Below are 26,967 nucleotides of genomic sequence, written 5' to 3'. Positions count from 1 at the left end.
GCCCACCACCAAGGAACCCCAGTGAAAAGGCTGACACAGGTCAGCGAATACCCCGCGCCCACAACACAATCAGACGCTCACGCACCGCAAACCCACCCGCCTGAAACCTCATCCACGGATTCAGGCTCAGGGAGCAGGGAATCGCGGGACTCAGTTCGACGCGGCGCGCAGCTTCTCCAGCAGCTCGGGAGCGGCGTCGCGCAGGAACTCCTCCTGGGTGTCGCCGCCGATCTGGACGAGCGCGATGTCGGTGAAACCGGCCTCCCAGAAGGGTTTCACCGCTTCGACGATCTGATCGAGGTCGGGGCCACACGGGATGTTGCCCGCCACGTCGTCCGGCGTCACGAACTGGGTCGCGGCGGCGAATCCCGCGGTGGTGCGCAGGTCGGCGTTGACATCCCAGCCGCCGGCGAACCAGCGGAACTGATCGTGAGCGCGCTCGATCGCCTTGTCGCGATTGCGATCCCAGCTGATCGGGATCTGTCCGATCGCGCGCGAGCCCTGCCCGTCGACGGTCGGGGTCGACGAATGGGCGTTCCAGGCGTTGATGAACTCGGCGTCGGGTTCGACGGCGATCAGGTGGTCGGCGAGGGGACCGAACGTCTCGATACCCGCGTTGCCCGCGACCGCGACACCGATCGGGACCGGCTGATCGGGGAGGTCCCAGATCCGGGCCGCGTCGACCTGGAAGAACTCGCCGCGGAAGTCGACGAGCTCGCCGGTGTGCAGCTTGCGGATGATCTCGATCGCCTCGGCGAGCATGTCCTGACGGTCGGCGACCGACGGCCAGCCCTCGCCGACGACGTGTTCATTGAGGTTCTCCCCGGAGCCCAGGCCGAGGGTGAAGCGACCGTCGGCGAGGATCTGCAGTGTCGCGGCCTTCTGGGCGATGATCGCCGGGTGATAGCGGATCGTCGGGCATGTCACGTAGGTCATCAGGTCGACCCGCTCGGTCGCGTGGGCCACGGCGCCGAGGACCGTCCACGCGTACGGGGCGTGTCCCTGGGCCGAGAGCCACGGGAAGTAGTGGTCGCTCGACACCTCGAAGTCGAAGCCGGCGTCTTCGGCGCCGACTGCGTACCGCACCAGCTCTTTCGGGCCGGCCTGCTCGGTCATCAAGGTGTAGCCGAATCGGGTTGCCATGGGGTTCTCCTCTGCGAGATCGGTCGCGTCGGTGTAGGCGTTGAGTCGTAGGTCCGAAACCTGGGCGCTCGAGACGGTGGTGCCCGGGCAGGCGGACATTCGACGACGGGGCGCGGTTCTCGACCCCGGAAACGAGGTGCAGATGCCTGACCACAAAGCGGATGGGTCGATCGACACCGTGCTTCTCGATGTCGACGGTACGCTCGTCGACTCCACCTACCTCCACGCGTTGGCGTGGATGCGGGCCTTCGCCGGCCACGACCTGACCCCGCAGTGGTGGCAGGTGCACCGGGCGATCGGCATGGGTGGTGATCGTCTGGTCGGCGAGATCCTCGGCGACGACGTGGAGGAATCGCTGGGGGACACCCTCCGGGACGAGTGGGAGAGCGCGTACCGTGGCCTGCTGCCCGACGTGCGGCCGCTGCCGGGCGCTGCCGACCTGGTCCGCGGGTTGCTCGACGCCGGGTATCGGGTCGCTCTGGCGTCGTCGGGCAAGTCGGAGTTCACCGACGCGGCGCTCGAGTCGATGGGATTGTCCCGGAACGACTTCGCCGCCGTGACCACGTCAGACGACGCCGATTCGTCCAAGCCGGCACCCGACATCCTGTCGGTCGCCCTCGACGAGGCCGGCGGCGGCAAGGCCGTCGTCGTAGGCGACACGGTGTGGGACGTGGCGTCGGCGCACCGACTGCCTGCGGACTGCGTGGCGGTGCGGTCCGGTGGGTTCGCGGAGGGGGAGTTGCGCGATGCGGGCGCGGTGCTCGTCGTCGAGCATGTCGGCGAACTCGTGGACCGCGGCTGGCGCCCCTGACCGACCCCGGCTGGGCCCCCGACCGGTTGCGGCGGTGGGCACGGGGCCGACCCCGGGGCGCTAGGCTGGATCATTGTGTCGCGAACGTCGCTGTCGGTGGTGTCGGACTCCGTCACCGCGCGGGCTCCGTCGAAGGTCAATCTGCACCTCGGGGTGGGTCCGCGCCGCGATGACGGCTACCACGACCTGGTCACCGTCTTCCAGGCGCTGTCCCTGCACGACGACGTCAGGGTGGCCCGTGCCAACGAGATGACCGTCACCGTCCGCGGCGAGGGCGCCGCGTCGGTCCCGGCCGATGAGTCCAACCTCGCGGTTCGGGCGGCCCTGGCACTGGCCGACTGGGCGGACCGTTCCGGCAAGGTCGCCATCGACATCGACAAGACGATCCCGGTTGCCGGCGGCATGGCCGGCGGCAGCGCCGACGCCGCGGGGGCGCTCGTCGCACTGGCCGCGCTGTGGAAACTCGACATCGGCCGGGACGACCTCGCCGCGATCGCCGCGGGTCTGGGCAGTGACGTGCCGTTCGCGCTGCACGGCAACACCGCACTCGGCACCGGACGCGGCGAGCGGCTGATGCAGGTCCTCTCTCGCGGAGAATTCCACTGGGTCCTGGCCCTCGCGCGGGAGGGGCTGTCCACGCCGGCGGTGTATGGCGAGCTGGATCGGTTGCGCGACAGCCGATCTGGCGAGTGCGCCGACGACGCCGGGCGCGATCTGCTGCGTCGTCCCGACGAACTGATGCAGGCGCTGGCGTCGGGCGACCCGCACGCGGTGGCGCCGCTCCTGCACAACGACCTGCAACCCGCCGCCCTCTCACTGCAGCCGACCCTCCGCCGGACCCTGCGCGCCGGGGTCGATGCCGGGGCGCTGGGCGGCATCGTCTCGGGCTCGGGTCCGACGTGTGCCTTCCTCTGCGCCGACGAGACCAGCGCGGTGAACGTTGCCGCGGAACTGTCCGGCGCCGGCGTCGCGCGCTCGGTCCGCACCGCCAGCGGTCCGGCAGCCGGGGCGCGAGTGCTCGGGGCCGACCGAACCTGACCGTTCGTGCCGGCGCCCGCACGTGACCCTTCGACGAGGCGCGGGCAACAGCCAGCCGTCGAGTTCGACGAGGACGGTTATCGTCTGTCGGTCTGCGTCGTGCTGTCCAGTTCGTGGGGCGCAGGTCGGGATTCGCGACCGATCAGTGACCGCAGATGTGCGAGTTCGTCGGCGAGTTCACGCACAGCGGGGTCGGGGGAATGCGCTGCGCGTGCGGGTGGTGTCGGGGTACGGCGTGCGCGGTGCTCGGCGGTGACCTGATGGTCGAGGTCGGCGAGCTCGCCGGCGAGGACCCAGAGTTCGTCGGCGTCGGGGGTCGTCGCCGGTGGTGTCCGCGCTGCGGATGCGCTTGTGACCCGGTCGGCGACGCGCTCCGTCGCGCTGACCACCGGAATCCAGGCCCAGGCTTCAGCTCCCGCCGGGGGAGGCTCGGAGAGGGTGCGCTGCAACGAGGTTCGCGCATCCGATAGCCGTCGATACACGATCCGGCGATCGGCGGTCACGACGTCTGGTGACGCATTGCCCGCCACGTCTTGGGCGTACCGTGCGAGAACGGTCAGCGTGGCGCCGAATGACTCGACCATGTGCACGCGGCGAGCCCCCGGCCAGACGAGGTAGCCGACGACGATCACGATGACACAGCCGATCACTGTCGTGGCCACCCGCGCTTCACTGAGATGGAGGATCGATGCGTGGGGTACGACCACATCGAGCAGAATCATGATCAGCGGTGTGAGCACCAATGCTTGCCCCAGATATGACCGCGTCATGGCCCAGGGCAAGGTTGCCGCAAGGACCGCGATGACAAGCCCGGAGATGATCGGTTGATGAGGGAGAACACCGACCGCGACGGCGACGCAGGCGCCGCCGACGGTGCCGATGCCACGAAGGACCGCACGACCGAACACCGAACCGAGGTCGGGCTTCATCACCAGCGCGACGGTCAGCGCGATCCAGTACCCATGTGCGACGGGCAGGACGAAGTACATGGCGTAGGCGATGGCTGTGCACAAGGCCAGTCGGCCGGCCGACGCGAGCAAGGCCGGACCGGGCGGGGACGGCGTGGTGCGTTCGGGCGGTGCGGTCGATACCGGCGAGGGCGCGTCGCCGAAGATCGCGTCCTCCAGCATGCCGAGGCGGATCAACGTCCCGTCCGGTGGGCGAGCCCCGGGTCGGCGCCGATGGGTGAGTGCAGCGGCGCATTCGGCCAGCCGCGGCGCCGTCTGTGTGGATAGGTCCCGATCTGCATCGTCGGCGAGCAGGCGGGCCATCAGCTGATCGGCAGCCCGCGAGATGGCTGCTGCCCGGTCGTACTCGGGGGTCGGTCCACCTGCGGTACCGCGCCCGGTGATGGCCATGTGATCGAAGGCGTCGAGCGCACTGATGGCCTGCGCCCGCTCCACGGCGAGATCGGTGTTGCCGGCAGCTTGTGCGCGAGCGAGCACGGACAGTGACCGCAGCAGGGTCACCAATGAGTCTCGCTGGGGCCGAGACCGGCTGATGGCCACCTCGACCGCAAGTCCCGCGGCATAGAGAACCGCCCCGGCGAGGAACAGTACCGCCGGTTCCCAGTAGGGTCGAGCTGCTGGGACCCCGATCGCGATCGCCGCGACCACCATCGCCTGCATCGTCGCCACCGACACTGTTCCCGAGTACCCGCTGACGATGCCGGAGACGCCGGCGATCACGGCCATCACCGCAACGGTGACCGGGGCCGGTGCGGTGGACAGGACTCCGAGAAAGTACGCGGCGGCCGCGAGTGGTGTGGTCGTCGCGAACTGTCGGAAGCGGGCCCGGTACGCCACCGACTTCTCGCCGGCCGCGAGCAGCAGCGTTCCCATGCTGATCCACATCCCGACCAAAGGGTGACCGGTCAGCGCACCGAGGGTCACCGGGGCAGCAACGGTCACCGCGCCCCGGATCGACCGGCCCAGCGGCCATGTCGCCGACGGTGTGGCGAGGAGGGCCCGCATCCACACCGTCGGCTGCCAGCCGGGCAGGTCGGTGGTCACGACTGGTGCGACGGATCCTGCAGTGTGGCGAGTTGGGCGAGGAGTGCGAAGGAGAGGAACGTCATCGGACCCTGATCGGCGAACTGTCCGCTGACGTTGCCGGCGATCCCGCCTTGCACCGACAGTTTGCCCTGCAGGTCGAGTTTGAGTTGCGGAGAGCCCTCGGCGAAGTCGAGATCCTCGAGGTCGACCCAGACGATGTTCGGCCGTGTGGTCGACTCGAAGACGAAACGCTTGTTCGTCAGGTCGGTCACCGTCTGCCAAATCGTCTGCGAGGCATCGGGTTTTCCGGGATCGGGCAACCGGAAGGGTTGCGCAGCATTGCGGATGACGCTGAACATCCCGGCGATCGCCTCGACCTTGCTCTTCGGCTGGGGTAGTCGCCCGGAGTAGTACGCCGCGCGTGCGAATCGGTGCTCTGCCTCGGTGTCACCGGGGAGTGGCTGGTCGCCACCGAGGCCCTCCCATCGGCTGAGCAGTTCGATCTGCTTGTCGTACGTCGGTGAATTCGTCATCACCCGGAAGGAGCTGTCGTGATAGACACGCGGCTTCCCGTCGATGTACTCGATGATCGCCGAGTCGCCGGTTGCATCGTCGAGCCCGAGATGAATGGTCGGCGGGTTCCCGCCGGTCGGATCCGGCATCTGGATGACCTGAACATTGGTGTCCTCGACCCACTGCACGGCATCGGCGACGGTTGCGAAGTTGTCGAGGAAGTACTGCAGCCAGACCGCCTGGCTGAGCGCAGGCCTGGATTTGTCGTGCTCGCCGTATGTGGATTCTGCCAGCCAGAGGACGTGACCGGCGAGTCCCGCCTCGTTGATGCCATCGACCGAGATGATGTCGAACGCAGCAGCGATCACGCTCCCGTACTTCGAGGTCCAGGTCAGCTCTCCCTCGACGCCGTCGTCGCGACTGATCCCACGGGGCTGGGTCCACAGGTTGGTCATCAAGTCCTTGTGGAAATCCATGTTGCGGCCCACGAGCACTGCGCCGGCCGCGTCTGGCCAAATCACCCGGGTGCACATCGTCGATCACCACTTTCTGTATAGGACAAACGAATTGGTGAGCCGAAGCGTCTGTGGACACGACCTTATCAACGGACAGCGTCATGGTTCTGACGCGATTGTCCTGTGACGGATCGCCTTTCACGAATCGGTGACCACTTCAGTCGCCCAAAACCCTAATACGCGAATGCGGTCGGCCGGTGCTTCGAGACCCATCTGGCACAGAATCGAGGTTTTGTGGTCTCAAAATCCGGGCACGCGCGCGCGCTTTCGTCGAGGTGTTCGTTTGGGACATTTCAGGCACGGATTCGTGCCGTGTTTGACGCGGTCGGCGGTGCGCCGTGTCGGCATCGGTCGTCAGGTCGCCGCCGCGGTTCCCCAAGGTTCTGAGTCTTCGAGATCTGGGGGACCACCGTGAAAAGTGCTGTACAACAGCGTGCTCGATCGCTGTGCGTTTGCTCCGACACGTTGCGGCGCACGCTCCCGGAAGTCGGTGATGCTTGCGAATGGGCGCGCGCGAACCGGCGCCCGAGTCGATTTCAGATCGCGGAGTATTGCTGTCTCGTGGCGCATTTCAGCGCTAATGTCCGCCCGTAACGATTACTGAGTCGGGCACCGCGATGTCTCAATCAGTGCGTTGTTCGAGCAGAGTCTCAAGTCCCGAGAAACGGGGACGAAGGTTCTGTGTCATGTGCCGTCGGGGCGGAACGAGAAGCGATCTCCGCGTCATCACCGCGGGTCGCCACTCGGAGATGAGAGGTCCACCATGAGTACGACCGGAGTACCCGGGCCCGAAGGTCCGGGTCCTGGCGGTGCTGCCGACGGGTACCGCGACGTGGATGAGTTCCTCCTCGTCGCGGAGGAGATTGCGGTACGTGCCTCCTGGGGGCCGATCTTCGGACCCACCGACGTGGCGATCCGCGCGGGCGGGGTCACGGTCCTGCAGGGGTCGGGCGGTCGTGGACGAACGGCACTCCTGCTCACACTGGCCGGGCGGATGGCACCCACCAGCGGCTCACTCACCGCCTTCGGCCGGACGAACGACGCCCGAAAGCTCTTCAAGAACGCGGCGATCGCCGACATCGACGAGGTCGACGGCATCGACCAGACGATCAGGGTCCGTGACGTCCTGACCGAGCAGATCCGCTGGCAGGCCCCGTGGTTCCGATGGGTGGGGCAGTCGACGGCCGACGATCTGGAGCGGTTGTGCCGACCGGTGTTCGGGCCGCTGACCCTTCCGCACCTCGATGCCTTCGTCGAGGAACTTCCCGAACTGACGGCTGCACTGTTCCGAATCGCGATGGCGAACCTGCGACGACCGCCACTGCTCGTCACCGGCGGCGTCGACCGGATGACGCGGACCAGCAGCGCGCACCGGCTACTCGAGCGGTTGGTCGACCTCGGGCGTGAACAGACGGTCATCACTGCCGACGTCAACGGTGTCCACTCAGGTGTCGGCATACGTGAGGTCCTCCTGGTCGACAACCTCACCGACCACGAGTTCGTGCGAATCGTCTCAGAAGATCGGAACTGAACATGCTTGCCGCATTCTCGCCGGGCAGCGACTTCAAGCGTTACTACCGGGGCCGCATGCCCCGACTCGCGTTGATCGTCATCATCCTCATGCCGCTGATGTACGGCGCACTCTACCTGTGGGCTTTCTGGAATCCGTTCAACGCCGTCGACAAGATCCCCGTGGCCCTTGTGAACGCAGACAGCGGTGCCGTCGTCCAGGGTGAGCCTCTCAAAGCCGGTGATCAGGTCGCGGCAGGTCTGATCGCTTCCAAGCAACTCGACCTCCACCCCGTCTCGGCCAAGGAGGCCGAGGAAGGCGTCGCGAACGGGACCTACTACTTCTCGATCACCCTGCCCCAGGACTTCAGCGAGGCCCTGGCGTCCCCGACGAGCGGCACGCCACGCTCGGCCGAGCTGATCTTCACTTACAACGACGCGAACAACTACCTGTCGACGGTCATGGGACAGGACGCCGCCCAGCAAGTTGTCAACCAGGTCGGTGCGCAGGTCGGCGCGCAGACCTTCGACATCGTCCTGAACGACGTCAGCAAGATGATCCCGAAGCTGCGACAGGCGCAGGCCGGTGCGAACGAGCTGAACGCCGGGATGAAGACCGCGAACACCGGTGCCGGGGAACTGGCCACCAACCTGGTGACGGCGCGGGACGGCAGTCAGCAGCTGGCCGGCGCCCTCGATGAGCTCGACACGGTCGTCCAGCGCGCGACGACCCCGCTGATCGCCGCACTCGGTCAGGGCCCCGGTTCCGGACCGAATCCGCAGGAACTCGCGGCGACCGCGTCTCGGCTGGGCGCCACGAGCGGGTCCATCGCCGAGCAGCTCGGAGCAGTGTCCTCACGGCAGTCACAGGCGAGTCGACTGCTGTCCGACGCTGTGAATCGCCTGCGGTCCAGTCCTGACCCCAACGTGCGTGCCATCGCCGACACCATCGCACCAGCCCAATCGCTGCTCGACACCGGCGGATTGAGTCCCGACGCGAACAACCAGCTCACCCAGCTGCGAACCGACGCGCAACTGTTGTCCGGCCAGTTGTCGAACCCGCAGAGCCCGACGCGGATCGCGCTGGGCCTGTTCGCCGACGACGGCCTGCGCAATGACGTTCTCGCCGCGCGCTCGGCGTCCTCGCAACTGAGCTCCGGCGCCGACCAACTGAGTACCGGTCTGGTGGAGCTCAGCAACGGGGCCGACCAGCTCGCGGCGGGTACCGTCCAACTCGCGGCCGGTACCCAGCAACTGGCGAACGGGATCAACGAGGGCGTCGCGGCGATTCCCGCGTGGTCACAACAGCAGAAGGACGAACTGACCGCCACTCTGGCACGCCCGGTCGCGCTCAAGGAGAACACCCTCAACGAGGCCAAGACCTTCGGCACCGGTTTCACCCCGTTCTTCTTCGGGCTCGCGCTCTTCGTCGGCAGCATCATCGCGTGGATGCTGTTCAACCCGTTGCAATCCCGGCCGATCGCGCAGGGTCTCAATTCGTTCCGCGTGGTCCTGGCGTCGTTCGCGCCGACCTTCATGGTCGGACTGCTGCAGGCGACCATCCTCTATCTCGTGGTGGTCTTCGCGATCGGTCTGCGACCGGCGTATCCCGTTGCAACGTACGGCTTCATGTTGCTGATGGTCGCCATGTTCCTCGCGATGATCCAGATGTTCAACGCGCTGTTCGGTCCAGCGGTAGGACGAGTGGTGACCTTGGCGTTCCTGATGATCATGCTCACCTCGGCGGGAGGTATCTACCCCGTCCCGACCACCACGAAACCGTTCCAATACATCCACTGGGTGGATCCGATGACGTACACCGTCAACGGCCTGAGGCAACTGACGGTCGGCGGCGTCGATCATCGCCTGTGGATCGCGGTCGGTGTGGTGGCCGGACTCACAGCGGTGTTCCTCGCCGTGTCCACCTGGGCGGCACGCCGAAACCGCCAGTACAACATGGACCGTCTCTATCCGCCGGTCGAGGTCTAGGTAGAGGAGCTCCGGTACGACGCCGCGTGAAGTCGTGACATCCGAACAATCCGCCATCACCCAGCTTCTCTCGAGGAGGAAGACATGAGCACCACCGAACACTCGAATGCTCGAACCACCACCAACGCAACCGATTCGCTGTTCATCAACCCGGTCTTCGTGCGGCCCGGCGAGGCGACCGAGCTGCCGAAGTTCCAGATCCCGGACGGAATGAGCCTGCCCCAGACGGCGTATCAGATCGTGCACGACGAGGCGATGCTCGACGGCAACGCACGCCTCAACCTCGCCACGTTCGTGACCACCTGGATGGACGACGAGGCGCGGCAGCTCTACAGCGAGACCTATGACAAGAACATGATCGACAAGGACGAGTACCCGCAGACCGCGGCGATCGAGGACCGGTGCTGGAAGATCCTCGCCGACCTGTGGCACGTGCCCGACGTGGAGAATGCGATCGGGACATCGACCATCGGCTCGTCGGAGGCGGCGATGCTGGGGGGCTTGGCACTCAAGCGGCACTGGCAGGCGCGTCGCAAGGCCGAGGGCAAGTCGACCGAATCGCCGAACCTCGTGCTCTCCACCGCGGTTCAGGTCTGCTGGGAGAAGTTCCTCAACTACTTCGAGGTGGAGCCGCGGTGGGTTCCGGTCACCGAGGACCACGTCGTCTTCGACGGTCACGACCTCGAGAAGTACGTCGACGAGAACACGATCGGTGTCGTTGCGATCATGGGTGTCACCTACAACGGGCTGTACGAACCCGTGAAGCAGATCTCGGAGAAGCTCGACGAGATCCAGGCGTCGACCGGGCTGGACGTGAAGATCCACGTCGACGGCGCGTCGGGCGCGATGATCGCCCCGTTCTGTCAGCCGGATCTGGAATGGGACTTCCGGGTACCGCGGGTGGTGTCGATCAACACCTCCGGGCACAAGTACGGCCTCGTCTACCCGGGCCTCGGCTGGATCATCTGGCGCGAGACCGACGCCCTGCCGGAGAGCATGGTGTTCCACTGCAGCTACCTGGGCGGTGACATGCCCACCCTCGCGCTCAACTTCTCGCGTCCGGGCGCGCAGGTTCTGTTGCAGTACTACAACTTCCTGCGCCTCGGTCGGGAGGGGTATCGCCAGATCCAGCAGAGCTCACTGGACGTCGCGCAATACCTGTCCGGGAAGATCGCCGAGATCGGACCGTTCGAGCTGGTGAGTCGAGGCGATACCATCCCGGTCTTCGCGTGGCGACTCAAGTCCGATCACACCGACAACTGGACACTGTTCGACCTGTCCGACCGACTCCGGATGAAGGGCTGGCTCGTACCTGCCTACCCGATGGCGGACAACCTCGCGTCGATGACCCTGCAACGCATCGTCGTACGAGCGGGATTGAGCCATGATCTGGCGACCGCGCTGCTGACCGACATCGTGGCCGAGGTCGACTTCCTCGACAGTCTCGACGCTCCGATGCCGCGCGTGTCCGACACCGGTTCGCACTTCCACCACTGATGTCCCGGTGCCGGGGCGCCGTCGACGCCCCGGCACCGGTACGTGTGGTGTCCGACTCCTGAGGACGCACAACACATGAGCATCGCTGTCGAGCCCCGGCACTGGCGCCACCTCCTACTCGAACCGACCCTCAACAAGCAGTGCTGGGGTTTCGTCATCGGCTCTGCACTGTTCGCACTCGGATCGGCCCCCGGGTTCGGTTCCTGGGCCGGGGCGTCGAACTCCAACCTGTGCTACTTCGTCGGTGCCTGGTTCTTCACCGCAGCCGGACTGGTCCAACTGCTCCGCAGCGGACCCGCCACCGTCTCGGTCGACTACGGTTCGGGCACGATGGTGCGCGCGGAATGGCTTGCCGCATCGACCCAATCGGCGGGCACTATCATGTTCAACGTGAGTACAGCCTCCGCGCTCACCGCCCACACCGCCGTGGCCGACAAGCATTTCGTCTGGTCTCCCGACGCGGCAGGTTCGGTGGCGTTCCTCATCAGCGGTGTCGCCGCGATCATCGCCTACACCCGCACCGACCGATGGTGGAATCCGCGGAGCGTCGAGTGGTGGTCGACCCAGATCAACTGGTTCGGCTGCGTTGCGTTCGCGGTGTCCGCGGTGGGTGCCTACGTCCTGGCCGACGGCAACAGCCTGGACAACACCCTTGCCAACATCGGCACGTTCGTCGGCGCGCTGTGCTTCATGGTCGCGTCGCTCATCGTCGCGCCGGTCTGGAAACGGCCCGCGGCGTGACACCCGGCTGGCAGTCGGCGGACACGTCGTCTTTGTTCTCCGACGACATCGTCGAGCAGTGGTACGGGCGGATCGGTGCCTTCAGTCCGATCGGTCAGAGCGCAACCCGGCACGTGTACCGAGCCGGGGCGGACGGGGCCGCGCAATACCTGCCGGCGCTGACCGTGTCCGGCCCGGACGGGGTCGACAGTTTCGCCGAGATCGTGTTCTGGCGGCCGTTGACGCTGATCTGCGCGTTTGCCGCCCTGCGCTCGCCGTGCACGATGTCGGGCAGCGGCCCACCCGTGGTCGACGGACTCGAGTCCCACGTGATCGTCGGCACCCAGTCCATGTCGTCGTCCGGTGTCGTCACCCATGGCCGGGCGTCGACGACATATCAGGGAAGCGACTTTCTGGGAGTCCTCGACACCTCGCAGGAATTCACGCACACGGCGTTCGACATCAGCGATCCGGCCGGCGTGTGGATTCCCACCGCACTGCTCGCCGACGACTTCGGTTCCGGTCCGCTCATCGCCGAAAGCCCACTCGCCCGATCCGCCGCCGCCTTCCTACGCAACTTCGCTCATGAAGTCGCGGTGCGTGGCGCTGACACCGACGTCGAGGCCGAACTCGCCGCGATCGACGTCGTTCGTTGTGCATTGCGTAATTCGACGACGCGACCCACGCAGACGGACAACAATGCCCAGATCATCCAGGACGCCACGCTGTCGCTGATCGAACAGAACTATCGTGACCCGGGCTTCTCGGTCGATTCGATCGTCCGGAATCTCCACGTCAGCCGGCGACATCTCTACCGGATGTTCGCGGGCGCCGTCGAGTCGCCGGCCGCGCTGATCGCACGCCGCCGTCTGGAGCGGGCGCGGACGATGCTGGAGAGCCCCGGGGACATCACCATCGATCGGGTGGCGCAGGCTTCGGGATTCACCTCGGGTGCCATCTTGCGGAACAGATTCCGGTCCGAATTCGGAGTGACGCCGGATCAGTTCCGTCGCAACCGGTTCGAGCAAACGGCAGCGGACGAGTGACGGCGGGCATGTGATGGGGCCCGGTTATTCCAGGTCTGGTTTGGATTCTGCTGTGGTCGACGCCTGGTATCAGCGATGGGGTGTGCGCGATCCGGGTGATCTGTCCGCACCCGTTCGACTCCGGGGACGAGCGGGCCTGGCCGCCTACTCGACCGGTTTCAGTGCGGTCAGTGCTGATCAGCCGGAGACCTACGAGTCCATCATCTACCATCGAAAACTGTCGATGATGATGGCGCACTGCGAATTACATACGCCTCGACGAACCGAACTGACCGAGACGACGATTCGCGCGCAACCGATGGAACTCGTCATCGTGGCCGCTCACGTCCTCGACAGCGAGTTGCGGATCACCCAGTACGGCAGACGGATGTCCTATGGCGAAGGCCAATTGGTGGTTCTTGCGCTCGACAGCCCGTTCGTCAACGTCGTCGAATCGGTGGCCGATTCCGCGATGCTGATCATTCCCAAGCGACTGCTCGGACTCGGCAACGGAGCCGAGCAGATGCCGGCCCTCCCGGCCGCAGCTGACTCGCTCGTGTCGCGATCGACCGCACAGTTCGTGCGCCGCTTCGCCGGTGATGCCGCGATGCTGGGGCGCACGGTGACTCCGGACATGGAGATCGCAGCGATTCGCATGGTCCGGGAGACCATCGGTTTGCACGGATATCACGAGCGTCATCCCCAGCACGACAGCATCGTCGTCCGGGAGACCGCGCTGGAATTGATCGAGCGGAGCTATCGCGACCCGCACTTCTCCGCGGATTCCATCGCGTCCGCGCTCCACATGAGCCGACGGCATCTCTACCGGCACTTCGCGGACGCGGAGTTCTCACCCGCCGTCCTGCTCAAACAGCGACGGCTTGCCCGGGCGATGGAGTTGCTCGCCGGTGCTCGGGAACTGCCCCTCGACGAGGTGGCGCGGCGTTCGGGATTCGTATCGGTCTCGACCATGCGCAACCGGCTGCGGGCGGAGATCGGTATGACGCCCGTCGAGTTCCGTGCCTCGGTTCGCCCCCCTGCGCCGGAAGTCCTGGCGTCGGAAGTCCCGGCGACCACGCAACCCCGCGCCGAATCGGGTGAGGGTGCGACCTGACCCGACTCGGGTCGCCGTGTCGCCTCCGGTGCGTCGGTACAGTTGATCGATGCCTCGCATACGTCGGACGGTCGCCGAATCCATCTCGGTCGTGATGCTGTCGACTGTGCTGCTGTTGGGGGCGCTGGTCGTCGCGGCACCCGCTGGTGCCGCCGCACCCGCCGACGGTTTCGTGTTCACCACCACCGACGTCGTTGCCGACGAACTCCCGTCGGCGGCCGCATCGGGCACCCGGCTCACCTACGCGACGCGCGATCAGAACGGCCGTCCCGCGATGTCGAGCGGCGTGTACTGGGTGCCGAAGGGGACGCCGCCGGCAGATGGCTGGCCGATCGTCTCCTGGGCGCACGGGACGGTCGGCCTGGCCGACGAGTGCGCGCCGACCCTGCATCGACTCGGCGATGGCGTCGAAGCGCCCGTGCGGGCGGCACTCGCAGCCGGTTATGCCGTGACCGCAACCGATTACGCCGGGCTCGGATCGGCGGGGGAGACGGAGTACCTCGGCGGCCGGGCAGCGGCGTACTCGGTGCTCGACATGATTCGCGCGGCGCGATCGGTCGATCCCTCACTCGGGTCGCGATGGGTGTCGACCGGCCATTCGCAAGGCGGTCACGCCGCGCTGCAGGCGGGCCGCCTCGCCGCGGACCATGCACCCGAGCTGCCGGTGACCGGCATCGTCGCGATCGCCCCGGTCTCGTCGCTGGAGAACCTGTTCGGATTGTTCGGCCCCCGCGTCCCCGGTCTCGGCGCGCTCAACGTCCTCAGTGCGCCGTTCCTGTTCACCCTCGCCGGACTTGACCACGCCCACCCGGAGCTCGGCGTCGCCGACTTCCTGACCTCCGACGGCAAGCGTTTCCTCGACCGCGCGCGAGCCCGGTGCAACGGCGATCTCGTCGACGCGCTGCGGTCGGTGTCCCCGGGCTCGCTCGTCGCGTCCTCGTTCACCGCCGAGCCGGAGTTCCGGAACGCCTTGCGCGAGTATGCCGAGGTCCCCACCTCCGGGTATCCAACGAAAGTGACTCTCGCGCACGGTCTTCTCGATCCGGTGCTGCCCTATCTGCTGAGTCGCTCCCTGCGGTCGGCGATGCGCGACGCCGGTACCGATGTCGACCTCAAGACCTACGCACGCGCCGATCACAGCAGCGTCGTCGACGAGTCGCTGCCCGATGTGATGACCGCGATCCGGGAGTCGTTCGGCCGGTAGCGATCACTCGAGGGCTTCGCCGAGTTCCATCCAGCGCTCCTCGACCTCGGCCAGCTCGGCCTCCATGGCGCGGATGCTCTCCGTCTCCGCGGCGAGCCCCTGGTAATCGGATTGATCGTGGTCGGCCAGTGCGGCTCGGGCGGAGTCGATCTTGCTGTGCAGCTTGTCGATCCGACGTTCCAAGGAGGCCAGCTCTTTGTTGGCGGCACGCAACTCGGCGCCACTGAGAGACGGGCTCGAGTTCCCGCCGGTAGGGGTCGACGCGGTCGCCGAGGCCACTGCTGAGCTTCCCTTCGACTGTGCTGCACGCAGTTTCAGGAACTCGTCGACCCCGTTCGGGAGGTGACGCAGCTTGCCGTCGAGGACGGCGAACTGCTGATCAGTGACGCGTTCGAGGAAGTACCGGTCGTGCGAGACGACGATGAGCGTGCCCGGCCAGGAGTCGAGGAGATCCTCGAGCGCGGCGAGCATGTCGGTGTCGAGGTCGTTGGTCGGCTCGTCGAGGATCAGCACGTTGGGGGCGGCGAGCAGGATGAGGAGCAGCTGCAGCCGACGCTTCTGCCCGCCGGACAGGTCTTTGACGGGGGTGGAGAGCTGGGCGCTGTCGAAGCCCAGTCGTTCGAGGAGTTGCGACGGCGAGAGCTCCTGCGCCTTCGATCCCGAGCCGAAGGTGTAGGTGGTCTGTAGTTCGGCGATCACCTTCCGGACCGGGTCGTCGAGGTACCGGTCGAGATCGTCGAGGCGTTGGGTCAGCGTCGCGACCTTGACGGTCTTGCCACGCTTGACCCGTCCGCCGGTCGGCTCCACGGTGCCGGCGATGAGGCCGAGGAGCGTCGACTTGCCGGCGCCGTTGACGCCGAGGATGCCGGTTCGCTCACCCGGGGCGAGTCGCCACTCGACGCCGTCGAGGACGTCGCGGTCGCCATAGGACACCGACACGTCGAGGAGGTCGACGACGTCTTTGCCCAGACGCGCGGTGGCCAGGGACTGCAGGGCGACCGTGTCACGCACCGGCGGGACGTCGGCGATCAGCGCGTTCGCGGCGTCGATGCGGAACTTCGGCTTGGAGGTCCGCGCGGGGGCGCCGCGACGCAGCCAGGCGAGTTCCTTGCGGGCGAGGTTCTGCCGACGCGCCTCGACGGCCGCGGCCTGCCGGTCGCGTTCGACGCGCTGCAGGATGTAGGCCGCGTAACCACCCTCGAAGGGTTCGACGATCCGGTCGTGCACCTCCCAGGTGACGGTGCAGACCTCGTCGAGGAACCACCGATCGTGGGTGACGACCATCAACCCGCCGGCGTTGGCCGGCCAGCGCCGTTTGAGGTGCTCGGCGAGCCAGGTGATGGCCTCGACGTCGAGGTGGTTGGTCGGCTCGTCCAGCGCGAGGACGTCGTGCTCGCCGGCGAGCAGCCGGGCCAGCGACACCCGACGGCGCTGACCGCCCGACAGCGAACTGGTGGGCGCCGCCCATTCGACGTCCCCGAGCAGTCCGCCGATGACGTCGCGGACCTTGGCGTCGCCCGCCCATTCGTGTTCGGGGCGGTCGCCGACGACTGCATGCCCGACGGTCTCGTCCTCGTCGAAGACGTCGACCTGGTCCAGGACACCGATCCGCACTCCGCCACGCACGGTGACGCGACCGGAATCCGGCTGCATCCGTCCGGCGAGCATCGCCATCAGGCTCGACTTGCCGTCGCCGTTACGGCCGACGATGCCGATGCGGTCGCCCTCGTTGACCCCGAGGGACACCGACTCGAAGACCTTGGTGGTCGGGTATTCCAGGCCTAGGGTTTCCGCGCCGAGTAGATGAGCCACCCGTCAGACGCTAGTGGGTGGCCGGTGCCGGGCTAACGGCGGATGGCCCCGTTGACCATGGCCGCGAAGGCGACGGCGCCCGCCTGATTGACGTGGAAGGGCAGCGCGATGCGATTCGACAGCGAGCTCTCGTACCAGGGGTTGATCAGGTTGCACGCATCGTGGCCCGCCGATCGCCGGTTCGCGTCGATGAAGGTGCCGCCGACCTTGGTCGACGCCCGCCAGAGCGCGCCGTTGGCACGGTTGAAGACCTCGCGCATCCACCGGGCGTCGGGGTCGCTCAGCGGTACGAGCGGCCAGCATCCGCTGAAGCCGATGAAACCACCGAGCCCGACGACGATGATCTGGGCCTTCGGCGCCTTCTGCCGGATCGCACGCAGCGCCGGTGTCACCCGGTTCTCCATCAGGTCGATCCGCCACCGGACCTCGTTCTCGAGGGCGCGGTTGTGGCGACAGCGGCGGTCGGTGAACGCGGGGGTCCGGCACTGGTTCAGGATCGCGTTCCACCGCATGTCGTTGCCGCCGATGCTCACGGTGATCAGTTGCGCATCACGGGGGACCAGGTGCAGCTGGATCGGTTTGGTGCCGCCGCTGGTGTGCTGCGGGGACCGGTACAGGTGTGTCGCCTGCGCGCCCGCACACGAGGCGTCGATGAAACGCCGCGGCAGGGTCGCCCCGGCGACGAGGGTCGGGTAGTTGAACGCCGACCGCTTGCATCCCGCGAAGTACGCCGGGGTCGGGGTGTAGAAACTCCCGGACGCCCGCGAATCGCCGAGCGCCACATAGGTGCCGCCGGTGTAGCGCACGGGGGCTGCCTGCGCGGGCGCGGCCACCGCCGCCATCATCGACACCACGAACGCGGTGACCAACACCGTCGCCAACACCTGGAATCCGCCCCGGACAAACCCCACCACGCACACCACTTCCGCTACCCGCCGATTGCTCAGGAAATCTTAAGGCAACGACCCCGGGTCCGGCCGCAGAGTGCGGGATCGGTCTCGGAAGTCGGCACAAATACCGCACTCTGCCGCGGACGTGGAACCTGCACGGTTCGGCGTGCGTCTACCTGTGCATGGCCACTGCACCTGCCTTGCGGGCATTCGCTCTGGCGCGCGACGGCGTTGTCACCGCGGCCGAAGCCGGCGAGCACGGTCTCAGTCGCGGCGCGATCGGACGGCGGGTGAACTCCGGTGAGTGGGTTCGTGCGAGTTCCGGCGTCTATCGGCTGGCCGATCATCCGGTGACCGCGAGGACCCGAACTCGCCTGGCCACTCTGCAGGTCTCCGCAGACGCCGTACTCAGCGGACTGGCGGCCGCATGGTGGCACGGTCTCGTGACCACACGGCCGGCGACGACAACCGTCACCGCTTCGCGGAGTTGGCACGGTTCGCCGGTGAAGGGGACGCTCGTCGTGCGAAGAAACCTCGACGAGTCCGACGTCGTGGTCGAGAAGGGCCTCACGGTGACGGCCGTGCCGCTGTCCGTCCTCGAGGGTGCCATCGAAGGAAAGATCGACGTGCTCGACCGCGCCTTGCAGGACAAGAGGGTCACCGTCGATGCTCTGGTGCAGACGTATCAGCGTCGACGACGCTGCCGAGGTGCACACGAGATGGCGAAGATGCTCGCGCTCCTGGGTTCTGGTGCTCGTTCGGTCGCCGAGCGATCGCCTGATGGTCCTCACAGAGTGCGGGATTCGTACTGGAAACCGGCACGAATCCCGCACTCTGCGGACACGGGTCCTACACCTACAGGCCGAGATCCTTGGCGATGATCGTCTTCATGACCTCGCTGGTGCCGCCGTAGATGCGGGTGACACGGGTGTCGGCGTACAGCCGGGCGATCGGGTACTCCAGGACGTAGCCGTACCCGCCGTGCAACTGCAGGCACTTGTCGATGACCTTGCCCGCCGTCTCGGTGGCGAACAGCTTCGCGCGGGCCGCGTCCGGGACGGTGAGCTCGCCCTCGTTGTGGAGTTCGAGTGCCCGGTCGACGAATTGCCGGATGGCCTCCACCTCGGCGGAGCACTCGGCGAGTACGAACTTGGTGTTCTGGAACGCGGCAACGGGTTTGCCGAAGACGTCGCGCTCCTTGGTGTAGGCGATCGCGTGCTGGACGGCGGCGGCCGCGGTGGCCGACGCGCCGATGGCGATGGTCAGCCGTTCCTGCGCGAGGTTGTGCGCCAGGTAGGAGAAGCCCGCGCCCTCCTCGCCGAGCCGATCCTCGACGGGAACCCGGACCGAGCTGAACGAGAGCTCGGCGGTGTCGGAGGCCTTGAGTCCGATCTTCTCGATCTTGCGACCCACCGCGAAACCCTCGGATGCGGTGTCGACGACCAGGATCGACAGCCCCGCACGACGATTCGACTCGTCGAACGCCGCGGTTCGGGCGACCACCAGGATGCGATCGGCCAGCGCTCCACCCGTGATGAACGTCTTCGCGCCGTCGAGTACGTAGTGCGACCCGTCCTCGGACAGCTTGGCCGTGGTCGAGATGTTGGCGAGGTCCGAGCCGGTTCCGGGTTCGGTCATCGCGATCGCGAACATGAGTTCGCCGGAACAGAAGCCGGGCAGCCAGCGCTGCTTCTGCTCGGCGGTGGCGTACTCGACGAGGTAGGGGAGGATCAGGTTGGAGTGCACCGAGTAGCTGCCGAAGGTGACACCCGCGGCCGAGGTCTCCTCGGCGATCACCATCGAGTAGGTGAAGTCCGAGACACCTCCGCCGCCGAACTCCTCGGGCGCTTCGATACCCAGGACGCCGAGTTCGCCCAGCCGCTTGTAGAACTCGCGCGGCGGATGCCCCTGCTTCTCCCAGTCGTGGTAGACGGGCGCAACCTCTTTGGCGATGAAGTCCCTGATCGTCTTGCGGAAGGATTCGTGGTCCTCGGTGAAGATGCGGCGCTGCATGTGATCCCTCGAAACTGTTGTGGGCGGGTGGTTCTGACGACGTTCATCGCTGCGGCGGTCATCGCTCCCGATACTCGCGCAGCAGTCCCTTGGAGATGATCTGTTTCTGGATTTCGCTGGTGCCCTCGCCGATCAGCAGGAAGGGCGCGTCGCGCATCAGCCGCTCGATCTCGAACTCCTTCGAATAGCCGTAGCCACCGTGGATTCGGAAGCTGGCCTGCGTGACCTCGGCGCAGTACTCGCTGCACAGGTACTTGGCCATCCCGGCGGCGACGTCGTTGCGCTCGCCGGAGTCTTTCAATCGCGCCGCGTTGACCATCATCAGGTGCGCGGCCTCGACCTTGGTCGCCATCTCGGCCAGCGAGAACGCGATGGCCTGATGTTCGGCGATGGGTTTGCCGAACGTGGATCGCTGCTGTGCGTACTTCACGCCGAGTTCGAATGCGCGCTGGGCGATTCCGCAGGCGCGCGCCGACACGTTGACCCGCCCGACCTCGACGCCGTCCATCATGTGCGCGAAACCGCGGCCGGGTTCGCCGCCGAGGATGTCCGTGGCCGGCGCGCGATAACCGTCGAAGATCAGCTCGGTGGTGTCGATGCCCTTGTAGCCCATCTTGTCCAGCTTGCGCGGGATCGTCAGGCCGGGCAGCACCTCGCCGAATCCGACGGGTTTCTCCACCAGGAACGCCGTGAGGTTCTTGTGCGGCCGTTCGCTGCCCTCGTCGGTACGGACCAGGGCGGCAACGAGAGTCGACGACCCGCCGTTCGTCAGCCACATCTTCTGCCCGCTGATGACGTATGCGTCGGCTCCGTCCCGCTTCGCGATGGTCTTGATCGCCGCCACGTCCGACCCGAGTTCTGGTTCGGACATCGAGAACGCGCCGCGGACCTCACCGGTCGCCATGCGTGGCAGGAACCGTTGCTTCTGGTCGTCGGTCCCGTGCTGGCGGATCATGTACGCCACGATGAAATGGGTGTTGATCACCCCGGACACGCTCATCCACCCGCGAGCGAGTTCTTCGACGCACAGGGCGTAGGTGAGCAGTGACTCGCCCAGCCCGCCGTACTCCTCGGGGATCATCAGGCCGAACAGGCCCATCTCGGCCATGCCGTCGACGATGGCTTGTGGATACTCGTCGGCGTGCTCGAGCTCCTGCGCGGCGGGGATGATCTGTTTGTCGACGAACGAGCGGACGTTGGCCAGGATCTCCGTCTGGATCTCGGTGAGGCCCAGGGTCTGCGCGAGGCGGGTCATGGTGGTGGCTTGTCTCCGAAGTCGGTCGGGGTGCGAACGCACCATCGGCGGCGAAGTGGCGTGCGACTCCACACGGTCCGTCTCACAGCATGCACGCCTCGACCTCGGCGAGGTAGTCGCCGTGAACTAAGGGAGCGATAGCGCGTGCCAATGAAACGAGGGGTGCCGAACGCACCAACGCTAAGTCTCCGATAGGGCCTGCCAATGACCCCAGCTCGCGCCGGGGCGGGCCTGGACACATAGGCAGGCGCAGTCGGATCGTTTGCCGAGCGAACGTTGTCAGTGGTGTTCACGCGCGGTTTGAATCAGGACGGATGTGATCCACCCCACTCGGCGATCACATCGTCACCCAGACCACTCGTCGGAAGAGGTATCACCATGCCGGTCACGACCACCTCCGGATCAGGACCCGGGAAGAGGCCCGGGTTCGCGGCGCGCGCCTCATCCGGAGAGGCCACGCAGACCACCGACTTCGAAGCGGCCCGGACCCCGCGAGGCCTCGGCCCGCGCGGCGAATCCCGCGCCGGCGCCTGGGGTCTCACGGCTCTGCTGGTGAGCCTCTACGTGATCAACTACGCCGACAAGGCGGTGCTGGGCATCATCGCGCAACCGCTCCGCGAAGAGCTGGGCCTGAGCTCGTCCCAGATCGGTCTCGTCGGCAGCCTGTTCTTCCTGACGTTCACGATCGGCGGCTTCTTCGCGGGGCTGCTCAACCGCTGGATGACCCTGCGCTGGTCGCTGGTCCTGCTGGCGCTGTGCTGGGCCGCGGCGATGCTACCGATGGTCATGGTGGCGTCGTTCGCGGTCCTCATCCTCAGCCGGCTGTTCCTCGGTCTCGCCGAAGGTCCGAGTTCGGCGCTCCTGCACACCGCTGCCTACTCCTGGCACCCCCCGGCCCGACGCGCGCTGCCCGGCGCACTCCTCGCCGGGGCGGCGTCGATCTCGAAGATCGCGATCGCTCCGCTGCTCGCCGTGATCACCGTGAGCTTCGGATGGCGTTGGGCGCTGATCTCCCTCGCCGCCGGCGGCCTCGTCTGGTGCGTCGTCTGGCTGTCGACCTGGCGCAACGGCCCGTACATCGCGAGCGGCAAGGCGTCCAAGAAGACGCCCGCCGCGAGCGCCGACGCCGAACCGGCGACGCCGTGGATCTCGATCTTCCGCTCGCGCACCTTCGTCACCGGAGCCCTCGTGGTCATGAGTGTCTACGCGCTGGTCAGCGTCGTGCTGACCTGGCTGCCGTCGTACTTCGAAGAAGGACTGGGCTACAGCCGGCTGCAGTCCGGGTCGATGTTCGCGTTCCCCTCGATCGTCGGCCTGGTCCTGATGGTGCTGAGTTCGATCACGAGTGACCGGATGATCTCGAAGGGGGCGACGTCGCGGATGCTGCGCATCGTCGTGCCGTCGGTCGGGGTCCTCGTCTCGGGCGTCCTGCTGTTCCTGCTGCCCTCGGTCGGCACCCCGATCATCGCGGTAGCGATCCTGTCGATCGGCTATGGCTTCGCGGCCACGGTGTTCCCGCTGTTCAACGCCGCCGTCGCCGAGATCTGCCCGCCCCGGCAGACCGCGGGCACGCTGGGCGTCTTCCTGGCGATCATGGCGATCGGCGGTCTCGTCGCGCCGTACGCCACGGGTGTCATCGTCGACGCGGCCGCCACACCCGCCGAGGGCTACGCCACCGCGTTCCAGGTGCTCGGGATCGTCGCCGCGGTGTGCGCGCTACTCGCCCTGGTGTTCGCCGATCCCGAGCGGGACCGTGCCCGGTTGCGTCCGCACGCGCCGGCCGTCGAAGGCGCCACACCGTGACCTACGCGTCCCATAGGCAGGGCCTCATCGACTGTGAGTGTGAATCGACTTGTCTGCCAAGCGCCCCGGTGGTCGGCTCGTCACAACGGGCGATCGGCGTCCGCCGGCGTCGTGCACGTCGGACACAACCACATCCCTTGCCCTGACCTCGAGGAGTCCCCATGCGTGATGCAGTGATCGTCGACGCGGTCCGCGCGCCCATCGGCCGCCGCCGCGGCGCCCTGTCCGGTATCCATCCCGCCGATTTGTCGGCCCACGTACTCGAGGCGCTCGTCGAGCGGACCGGCCTCGATCCGGCCGTCGTCGACGATGTGGTGTGGGGTTGTGTCAGCCAGGCCGCCGAACAGGCCGGCAATGTCGCGCGGACGGCCGTACTCGCCGCCGGCTGGCCCGAGAGTGTCCCCGGGACCACCGTGACCCGTGCCTGCGGATCGAGCCAGCAGGCGGTCAGCATGGCGGCCGCGGCGGTTGCGTCGGGTCAGCAGGACGTCGTGATCGCCGGCGGTGTCGAGTCGATGAGTCGGGTGCCGATGGGCAGCGCTGCACCGAACGGCGAGCATCAGCCGCCCACGGTCCTCGACCGCTACGGCGTCGACAAGTTCAGCCAGGGGACCGGCGCGGAGATGGTCGCCGCGAAATGGGGATTGGATCGCACGCGTCTCGACGAATACTCCTTGCGATCGCACGAACTCGCCGCACAGGCAGCCGACCGCGGCGCCTTCGACGCCCAGCTGGCCCCGATCCCGGGAGTGCTCGAGGGCGATGAGGGAATCCGGCGCGGTGGCACCCTCGAGTCGCTCGCCAAGCTCAAGCCGGCCTTCAGCGAGGACGGTGTCATCCACGCCGGCAACTCCTCGCAGATCTCCGACGGATCGGCTGCCCTGCTGATCATGTCCGCCGAGACCGCGAAGTCGCACGGTCTCACGCCGATCGCCCGAATCCACACCGCGGTCGTCGCCGCCGACGACCCGGTGATCATGCTGACCGGACCGATCCCGGCCACGGCGAAGGCACTCAAGCGCTCCGGGCTGTCGATCGACGACATCGGGGCCTTCGAGATCAACGAGGCATTCGCCCCGGTGCCCCTGGCCTGGCAAGCCGAGACCGGCGCCGACATCGAGCGTCTCAACCCACTCGGCGGTGCGATCGCCGTCGGCCATCCCCTCGGCGGATCCGGCGCGATCCTCATGACGCGGCTCGTCCACCACATGCGCGACAACGGCATCCGGTACGGGCTGCAGTCGATGTGCGAAGCCGGCGGCATGGCCAACACCACCATCCTCGAACTGCTCTGACGGCAGAGCGCAGGCGACAGCCTACTGCTCCCTGAGGTGCGAGGAGCGCATGCCCCTCCGCCCCTAATCCGAAAGAAGCGCCCCCATTTGCTCCCTGAGGAGCGCCCGGAGCTTGCGGAGGGTGCGTCACGAAGGGTCTGCCACGCATCTCACCAGGACCCTTCGTGACGCTCGCAAGCTCGCTCCTCAGGGAGCAGGGTTGGGCTCGCTTCGCTCGCACCTCAGGGAGCAGAGAGGGCTCGCTTCGCTCGCACCTCAGGGAGCGGAAGGGGTTCGCACCTCGGGGATCAGAGACATAATCACTCGAAAGGTACTGGAAGACAGTGGAACTCAAGGGACTCTCCGTCGCGATCACCGGTGGCGCATCCGGTCTCGGTCTCGCAACCGCCCAACGTGTCGTCGACGCCGGTGGGCTGGTCACCCTGATCGATCTGCCGACCTCGGACGGGCAGGCCGTGGCCGACGGACTCGGCACCGCTGCCTCGTTCGCCGCCGCCGACATCACCGATGCCGAACAGTTCGCCGCCGCACTCGATGTCGCCGACAACCGCGGAGGTCTGCGCGGACTCGTGCACTGTGCCGGAGCCGGCCGGCGCATGCGCATCCTCGACAAGGAGGGCAAGGCGGGTTCGGTCGAGGACTTCGAATTCGTCATCAAGCTCAACCTCGTCGGGTCGTTCCATGCGCTCTCGCTCGGCGCGGAACGCATCGCGCGGCAGGAACCGGTCGACGGCGAACGCGGCGCCATCGTCATGACCGCGTCGGTCGCGGCGTTCGAGGGACAGATAGGCCAGATCAACTACGCGGCGTCGAAGGCGGGCATCGTCGGGATGACGCTGGTCGCCGCGCGGGACCTGGCCAGCAAGCTCATCCGTGTCAACACCATCGCGCCGGGCACGATGGACACGCCGCTGCTCGCGCGTCTGCGCGACGACGTGCGCGATGCGCTGGCCGCGAGCATCCCCAACCCCGCACGGCTGGGGCGTCCGGAGGAGTTCGGCCGGCTCGCGGCCTCGATCCTGGAGAACTCCTACCTCAACGGCGAGACCATCCGCCTCGACGGGGCGATCCGGATGGCGCCGCGGTAGCCGGAGCCGGCACGAACGATTCGGCACTCCCACAACGCCTCTCGAGAGGAACATCGCGATGTCTGCCCCGACGCCCACCACTCTCCGCTATCCCGAGACCACGATGGCGGTACTGCCGGCGAGTATGGCGGCCCTGTACGGCGATCGTGCAGCCGTCGTCGACGGCGCGACGACGCTCACGTTCGCCGGGCTCGACGCACGGTCGGCCGCGGTGGCGTCGGCGTTGCGCTCCGCGGGGGTCGCCGATCGCGATGTGGTCCTGCTGTACCTGACCAACAGCGTCGAGTTCGTCGTCGCCTACTACGGGTCGTTGCGCGCGGGCGCAACCGTGACCCTGGTCAATCCGTTGCAGCCCGTACCGGGTCTGCGGCGTCAGATCGCGGAAACCGGTGCGGTGGTGGGTTTCACGCAGGTCGAACAGTCCGGGCGTCTCCTGGAAGCCGCCACCGGTACGAGGTTGACGACGGTGGTGACGGTGGACGGGGCCGCGGATGCGCGGGACGGCATCGACGCCGTCCCCCTCGCGGAGTTCGTCGCCGGGCATGGTGCGGCACCGCAGGTTTCGACCACGAGTGATGACGTCGCGCATCTGGCCTTCACCGGTGGCACCACTGGTGTGTCCAAGGGCGTGCGGGTCCTGCATCGCAACGTCCTCGGCAACGTCACGCAGATGATCGGCTGGCGGGCGGGACATTCCGTCGAGGTGGGTGCCGACGGGCTCCTGACGTTGGCACCCCGGTCGGCGGAGAACCCGGGGGTCGTCCCCGGGCACGCGGCGACGGTCGTGGTGTCCCCGCTGTTCCACGCGCATGCCCTCATCAACATGTCGTTTCTCCTTCTGTGCGGCGCCACGCACGTGTTCGCCGGTCGTTTCGAACCCGGACGGATGCTGGCCCTCATCGAGGAGCGCCGGGCGTCGTACGTGACGGGTAGCCCAGCGATGTGGCACGCGCTCGCCGTGCACCCCGACGTCTCCGCGCGGGACCTGACCTCGGTGCGGGTCGTCTCCTCCGGCGCCGCACCGATCGACCATGTGACTCTCGAGCTGCTCGAAAAGGCGTTCCCGGCAGCGTCGATCGTGGAGGGCTACGGCCTCACCGAGGCGACATGCCTGGTGTCCTCGGCGCCCCTGACGTCCGCGGGACGATACCGGCTCGGCAGTGTGGGTCTGCCGACGTTCGACACCGAGATCGAGATCCGCGCCGTCGACGATCCGACCGCCGTCCTCGCGCCGGGGGAGAAGGGGCAGTTGTGGGTGCGTGGACCGCAGGTCACCGACGGCTACCTCGATCACCCCGACAAGACGGCCGAACAGTTCGTCGACGGGTGGCTCGACACCGGTGACATCGCCTACCGCGACGCCGACGGGTACCTCTACATCTGCGACCGCGCCAAAGACATGCTGATCTACAAGGGCTACAACGTGTATCCGCGCGAGCTCGAGGAGATCCTGGTGACGCATCCCGACGTCGAGGCGGCCGCTGTCGTCGCCCGGGAGGCGGGTGCGGTGGGTCAGGAACCGGTCGCCTTTCTCGTCGCCCGGGGCGGTCATGTCATCGACGCCGATGCGGTGTCGGACTTCGTCGCGGCACAGGTGTTGCCGTACAAGAAGATTCGCGATGTGTTCGTCGTCGACGAGCTGCCAACGTCGGCGGCGGGCAAGGTCCAGAAGGTGGCGTTGCGGGAGCGCCTGACGAAAGCCTGAGGTCCCGGGCGCCGGCGCACGAACGAGGCGCCGG

At 67.1% G+C, this 26,967-nt stretch carries 21 protein-coding genes; 14 read left to right on the top strand and 7 right to left on the bottom strand.

Annotated features, from left to right (window positions below; all coding sequences use genetic code 11):
* Positions 1-150: 150 nt before the first annotated feature.
* A complete protein-coding gene (locus tag MHN80_RS08160) occupies positions 151-1,143 on the bottom strand; it encodes an LLM class F420-dependent oxidoreductase (protein ID WP_239400791.1) in 993 nt (330 codons plus the stop codon).
* A 142-nt stretch (positions 1,144-1,285) separates the two neighbouring features.
* On the opposite strand from MHN80_RS08160, the gene MHN80_RS08155 reads away from it, so the two are divergent.
* Positions 1,286-1,954 (top strand): HAD family hydrolase, encoded by a 669-nt coding sequence (locus MHN80_RS08155; RefSeq protein WP_239400789.1) that lies wholly within the window; start codon positions 1,286-1,288, stop codon positions 1,952-1,954.
* Positions 1,955-2,029: 75 nt separating this feature from the next.
* Entirely contained in the window at positions 2,030-2,992 is a 963-nt protein-coding gene (locus MHN80_RS08150; RefSeq protein WP_004019662.1) for a 4-(cytidine 5'-diphospho)-2-C-methyl-D-erythritol kinase, read from the top strand.
* A gap of 77 nt (positions 2,993-3,069) precedes the next feature.
* Here the strand turns inward: MHN80_RS08150 and MHN80_RS08145 are convergent, their stop codons facing one another.
* Both MHN80_RS08145 and MHN80_RS08140 read right to left on the bottom strand, forming a co-directional pair.
* Entirely contained in the window at positions 3,070-5,004 is a 1,935-nt protein-coding gene (locus MHN80_RS08145) for an FUSC family protein (RefSeq protein WP_239400787.1), read from the bottom strand.
* Positions 5,001-6,032: a linear amide C-N hydrolase gene (locus MHN80_RS08140; RefSeq protein ID WP_239400785.1), complete on the bottom strand. Its 1,032-nt coding sequence runs from the start codon at positions 6,030-6,032 to the stop codon at positions 5,001-5,003. Before MHN80_RS08140 ends, MHN80_RS08145 begins: the two co-directional genes overlap by 4 nt.
* 745 nt (positions 6,033-6,777) lie before the next feature.
* Between MHN80_RS08140 and MHN80_RS08135 the strand changes: the two genes are divergently transcribed.
* The 7 genes from MHN80_RS08135 (at position 6,778) to MHN80_RS08105 (ending at position 15,072) form a co-directional block, all read left to right on the top strand.
* Positions 6,778-7,545: an ATP-binding cassette domain-containing protein gene (locus MHN80_RS08135; RefSeq protein ID WP_239400783.1), complete on the top strand. Its 768-nt coding sequence runs from the start codon at positions 6,778-6,780 to the stop codon at positions 7,543-7,545.
* A 2-nt stretch (positions 7,546-7,547) separates the two neighbouring features.
* Complete coding sequence (locus MHN80_RS08130) at positions 7,548-9,512, top strand: YhgE/Pip domain-containing protein (protein WP_239400781.1); 1,965 nt, start codon at positions 7,548-7,550, stop codon at positions 9,510-9,512.
* 84 nt (positions 9,513-9,596) lie between these two features.
* Positions 9,597-11,009, top strand: a complete 1,413-nt coding sequence (locus tag MHN80_RS08125) for a glutamate decarboxylase (protein ID WP_239400780.1) — start codon at positions 9,597-9,599, stop codon at positions 11,007-11,009.
* A 75-nt stretch (positions 11,010-11,084) separates the two neighbouring features.
* A complete protein-coding gene (locus tag MHN80_RS08120) occupies positions 11,085-11,750 on the top strand; it encodes a hypothetical protein (RefSeq protein WP_239400779.1) in 666 nt (221 codons plus the stop codon).
* Positions 11,747-12,775, top strand: coding sequence for an AraC family transcriptional regulator (locus MHN80_RS08115; RefSeq protein ID WP_239400777.1), 1,029 nt, complete (start codon positions 11,747-11,749; stop codon positions 12,773-12,775). Before MHN80_RS08120 ends, MHN80_RS08115 begins: the two co-directional genes overlap by 4 nt.
* A gap of 40 nt (positions 12,776-12,815) precedes the next feature.
* Positions 12,816-13,868: an AraC family transcriptional regulator gene (locus MHN80_RS08110; protein ID WP_239400775.1), complete on the top strand. Its 1,053-nt coding sequence runs from the start codon at positions 12,816-12,818 to the stop codon at positions 13,866-13,868.
* Between the two features lie 94 nt (positions 13,869-13,962).
* On the top strand, positions 13,963-15,072 hold the full coding sequence (locus tag MHN80_RS08105; RefSeq protein ID WP_374206316.1) for a lipase family protein: 1,110 nt from the start codon (positions 13,963-13,965) through the stop codon (positions 15,070-15,072).
* Positions 15,073-15,075: 3 nt separating this feature from the next.
* Here MHN80_RS08105 and MHN80_RS08100 read toward each other — a convergent pair whose 3' ends face one another.
* Both MHN80_RS08100 and MHN80_RS08095 read right to left on the bottom strand, forming a co-directional pair.
* Positions 15,076-16,884 carry an ABC-F family ATP-binding cassette domain-containing protein gene (locus tag MHN80_RS08100; RefSeq protein ID WP_239400771.1) on the bottom strand — a complete coding sequence of 603 codons (1,809 nt, stop codon included), beginning with the start codon at positions 16,882-16,884 and terminating at the stop codon, positions 15,076-15,078.
* A gap of 32 nt (positions 16,885-16,916) precedes the next feature.
* Positions 16,917-17,729, bottom strand: coding sequence for an SGNH/GDSL hydrolase family protein (locus MHN80_RS08095; protein WP_275447525.1), 813 nt, complete (start codon positions 17,727-17,729; stop codon positions 16,917-16,919).
* A gap of 227 nt (positions 17,730-17,956) precedes the next feature.
* Between MHN80_RS08095 and MHN80_RS08090 the strand changes: the two genes are divergently transcribed.
* Positions 17,957-18,655 carry a type IV toxin-antitoxin system AbiEi family antitoxin domain-containing protein gene (locus MHN80_RS08090; RefSeq protein ID WP_239400767.1) on the top strand — a complete coding sequence of 233 codons (699 nt, stop codon included), beginning with the start codon at positions 17,957-17,959 and terminating at the stop codon, positions 18,653-18,655.
* Here the strand turns inward: MHN80_RS08090 and MHN80_RS08085 are convergent.
* Both MHN80_RS08085 and MHN80_RS08080 read right to left on the bottom strand, forming a co-directional pair.
* Positions 18,630-19,787, bottom strand: coding sequence for an acyl-CoA dehydrogenase family protein (locus MHN80_RS08085; RefSeq protein ID WP_239400766.1), 1,158 nt, complete (start codon positions 19,785-19,787; stop codon positions 18,630-18,632). The two genes, MHN80_RS08090 and MHN80_RS08085, sit on opposite strands and share 26 nt — an antisense overlap.
* A 58-nt stretch (positions 19,788-19,845) precedes the next feature.
* Entirely contained in the window at positions 19,846-21,042 is a 1,197-nt protein-coding gene (locus MHN80_RS08080) for an acyl-CoA dehydrogenase family protein (protein WP_239400765.1), read from the bottom strand.
* Between the two features lie 378 nt (positions 21,043-21,420).
* Here MHN80_RS08080 and MHN80_RS08075 point away from each other — a divergent pair, with 378 nt between their 5' ends.
* The 4 genes from MHN80_RS08075 to MHN80_RS08060 all read left to right on the top strand — a co-directional run bounded on the left by MHN80_RS08075 (position 21,421) and on the right by MHN80_RS08060 (position 26,933).
* Entirely contained in the window at positions 21,421-22,845 is a 1,425-nt protein-coding gene (locus MHN80_RS08075; protein ID WP_239400763.1) for an MFS transporter, read from the top strand.
* A gap of 161 nt (positions 22,846-23,006) precedes the next feature.
* Positions 23,007-24,140, top strand: a complete 1,134-nt coding sequence (locus tag MHN80_RS08070) for a thiolase family protein (RefSeq protein ID WP_004021906.1) — start codon at positions 23,007-23,009, stop codon at positions 24,138-24,140.
* 323 nt (positions 24,141-24,463) lie between these two features.
* The gene (locus tag MHN80_RS08065; RefSeq protein WP_239400761.1) at positions 24,464-25,228 is read left to right on the top strand and encodes an SDR family NAD(P)-dependent oxidoreductase; all 765 of its coding nucleotides are present in this window, start codon (positions 24,464-24,466) and stop codon (positions 25,226-25,228) included.
* A 58-nt stretch (positions 25,229-25,286) separates the two neighbouring features.
* On the top strand, positions 25,287-26,933 hold the full coding sequence (locus MHN80_RS08060) for a class I adenylate-forming enzyme family protein (RefSeq protein ID WP_239400759.1): 1,647 nt from the start codon (positions 25,287-25,289) through the stop codon (positions 26,931-26,933).
* Positions 26,934-26,967: the final 34 nt, after the last annotated feature.

Source organism: Gordonia sp. McavH-238-E (assembly GCF_022348225.1).
GTDB lineage: Bacteria > Actinomycetota > Actinomycetes > Mycobacteriales > Mycobacteriaceae > Gordonia > Gordonia terrae.
Note: the sequence above shows the minus strand (reverse complement) of the source record. Positions and strands in the feature narration are given on the sequence as shown.

Excerpts from the sequence above, each read along its gene's own strand:
- MHN80_RS08160 (WP_239400791.1), bottom strand. The coding sequence starts at position 1,143 with ATGGCAACCCGATTCGGCTACACCTTGATGACCGAGCAGGCCGGCCCG.
- MHN80_RS08155 (WP_239400789.1), top strand. The coding sequence starts at position 1,286 with ATGCCTGACCACAAAGCGGATGGGTCGATCGACACCGTGCTTCTCGAT.
- MHN80_RS08140 (WP_239400785.1), bottom strand. The coding sequence starts at position 6,032 with ATGTGCACCCGGGTGATTTGGCCAGACGCGGCCGGCGCAGTGCTCGTG.
- MHN80_RS08135 (WP_239400783.1), top strand. The coding sequence starts at position 6,778 with ATGAGTACGACCGGAGTACCCGGGCCCGAAGGTCCGGGTCCTGGCGGT.
- MHN80_RS08130 (WP_239400781.1), top strand. The coding sequence starts at position 7,548 with ATGCTTGCCGCATTCTCGCCGGGCAGCGACTTCAAGCGTTACTACCGG.
- MHN80_RS08125 (WP_239400780.1), top strand. The coding sequence starts at position 9,597 with ATGAGCACCACCGAACACTCGAATGCTCGAACCACCACCAACGCAACC.
- MHN80_RS08120 (WP_239400779.1), top strand. The coding sequence starts at position 11,085 with ATGAGCATCGCTGTCGAGCCCCGGCACTGGCGCCACCTCCTACTCGAA.
- MHN80_RS08105 (WP_374206316.1), top strand. The coding sequence starts at position 13,963 with ATGCTGTCGACTGTGCTGCTGTTGGGGGCGCTGGTCGTCGCGGCACCC.
- MHN80_RS08095 (WP_275447525.1), bottom strand. The coding sequence starts at position 17,729 with ATGATGGCGGCGGTGGCCGCGCCCGCGCAGGCAGCCCCCGTGCGCTAC.
- MHN80_RS08090 (WP_239400767.1), top strand. The coding sequence starts at position 17,957 with ATGGCCACTGCACCTGCCTTGCGGGCATTCGCTCTGGCGCGCGACGGC.
- MHN80_RS08085 (WP_239400766.1), bottom strand. The coding sequence starts at position 19,787 with ATGCAGCGCCGCATCTTCACCGAGGACCACGAATCCTTCCGCAAGACG.
- MHN80_RS08080 (WP_239400765.1), bottom strand. The coding sequence starts at position 21,042 with ATGACCCGCCTCGCGCAGACCCTGGGCCTCACCGAGATCCAGACGGAG.
- MHN80_RS08075 (WP_239400763.1), top strand. The coding sequence starts at position 21,421 with ATGCCGGTCACGACCACCTCCGGATCAGGACCCGGGAAGAGGCCCGGG.
- MHN80_RS08070 (WP_004021906.1), top strand. The coding sequence starts at position 23,007 with ATGCGTGATGCAGTGATCGTCGACGCGGTCCGCGCGCCCATCGGCCGC.
- MHN80_RS08060 (WP_239400759.1), top strand. The coding sequence starts at position 25,287 with ATGTCTGCCCCGACGCCCACCACTCTCCGCTATCCCGAGACCACGATG.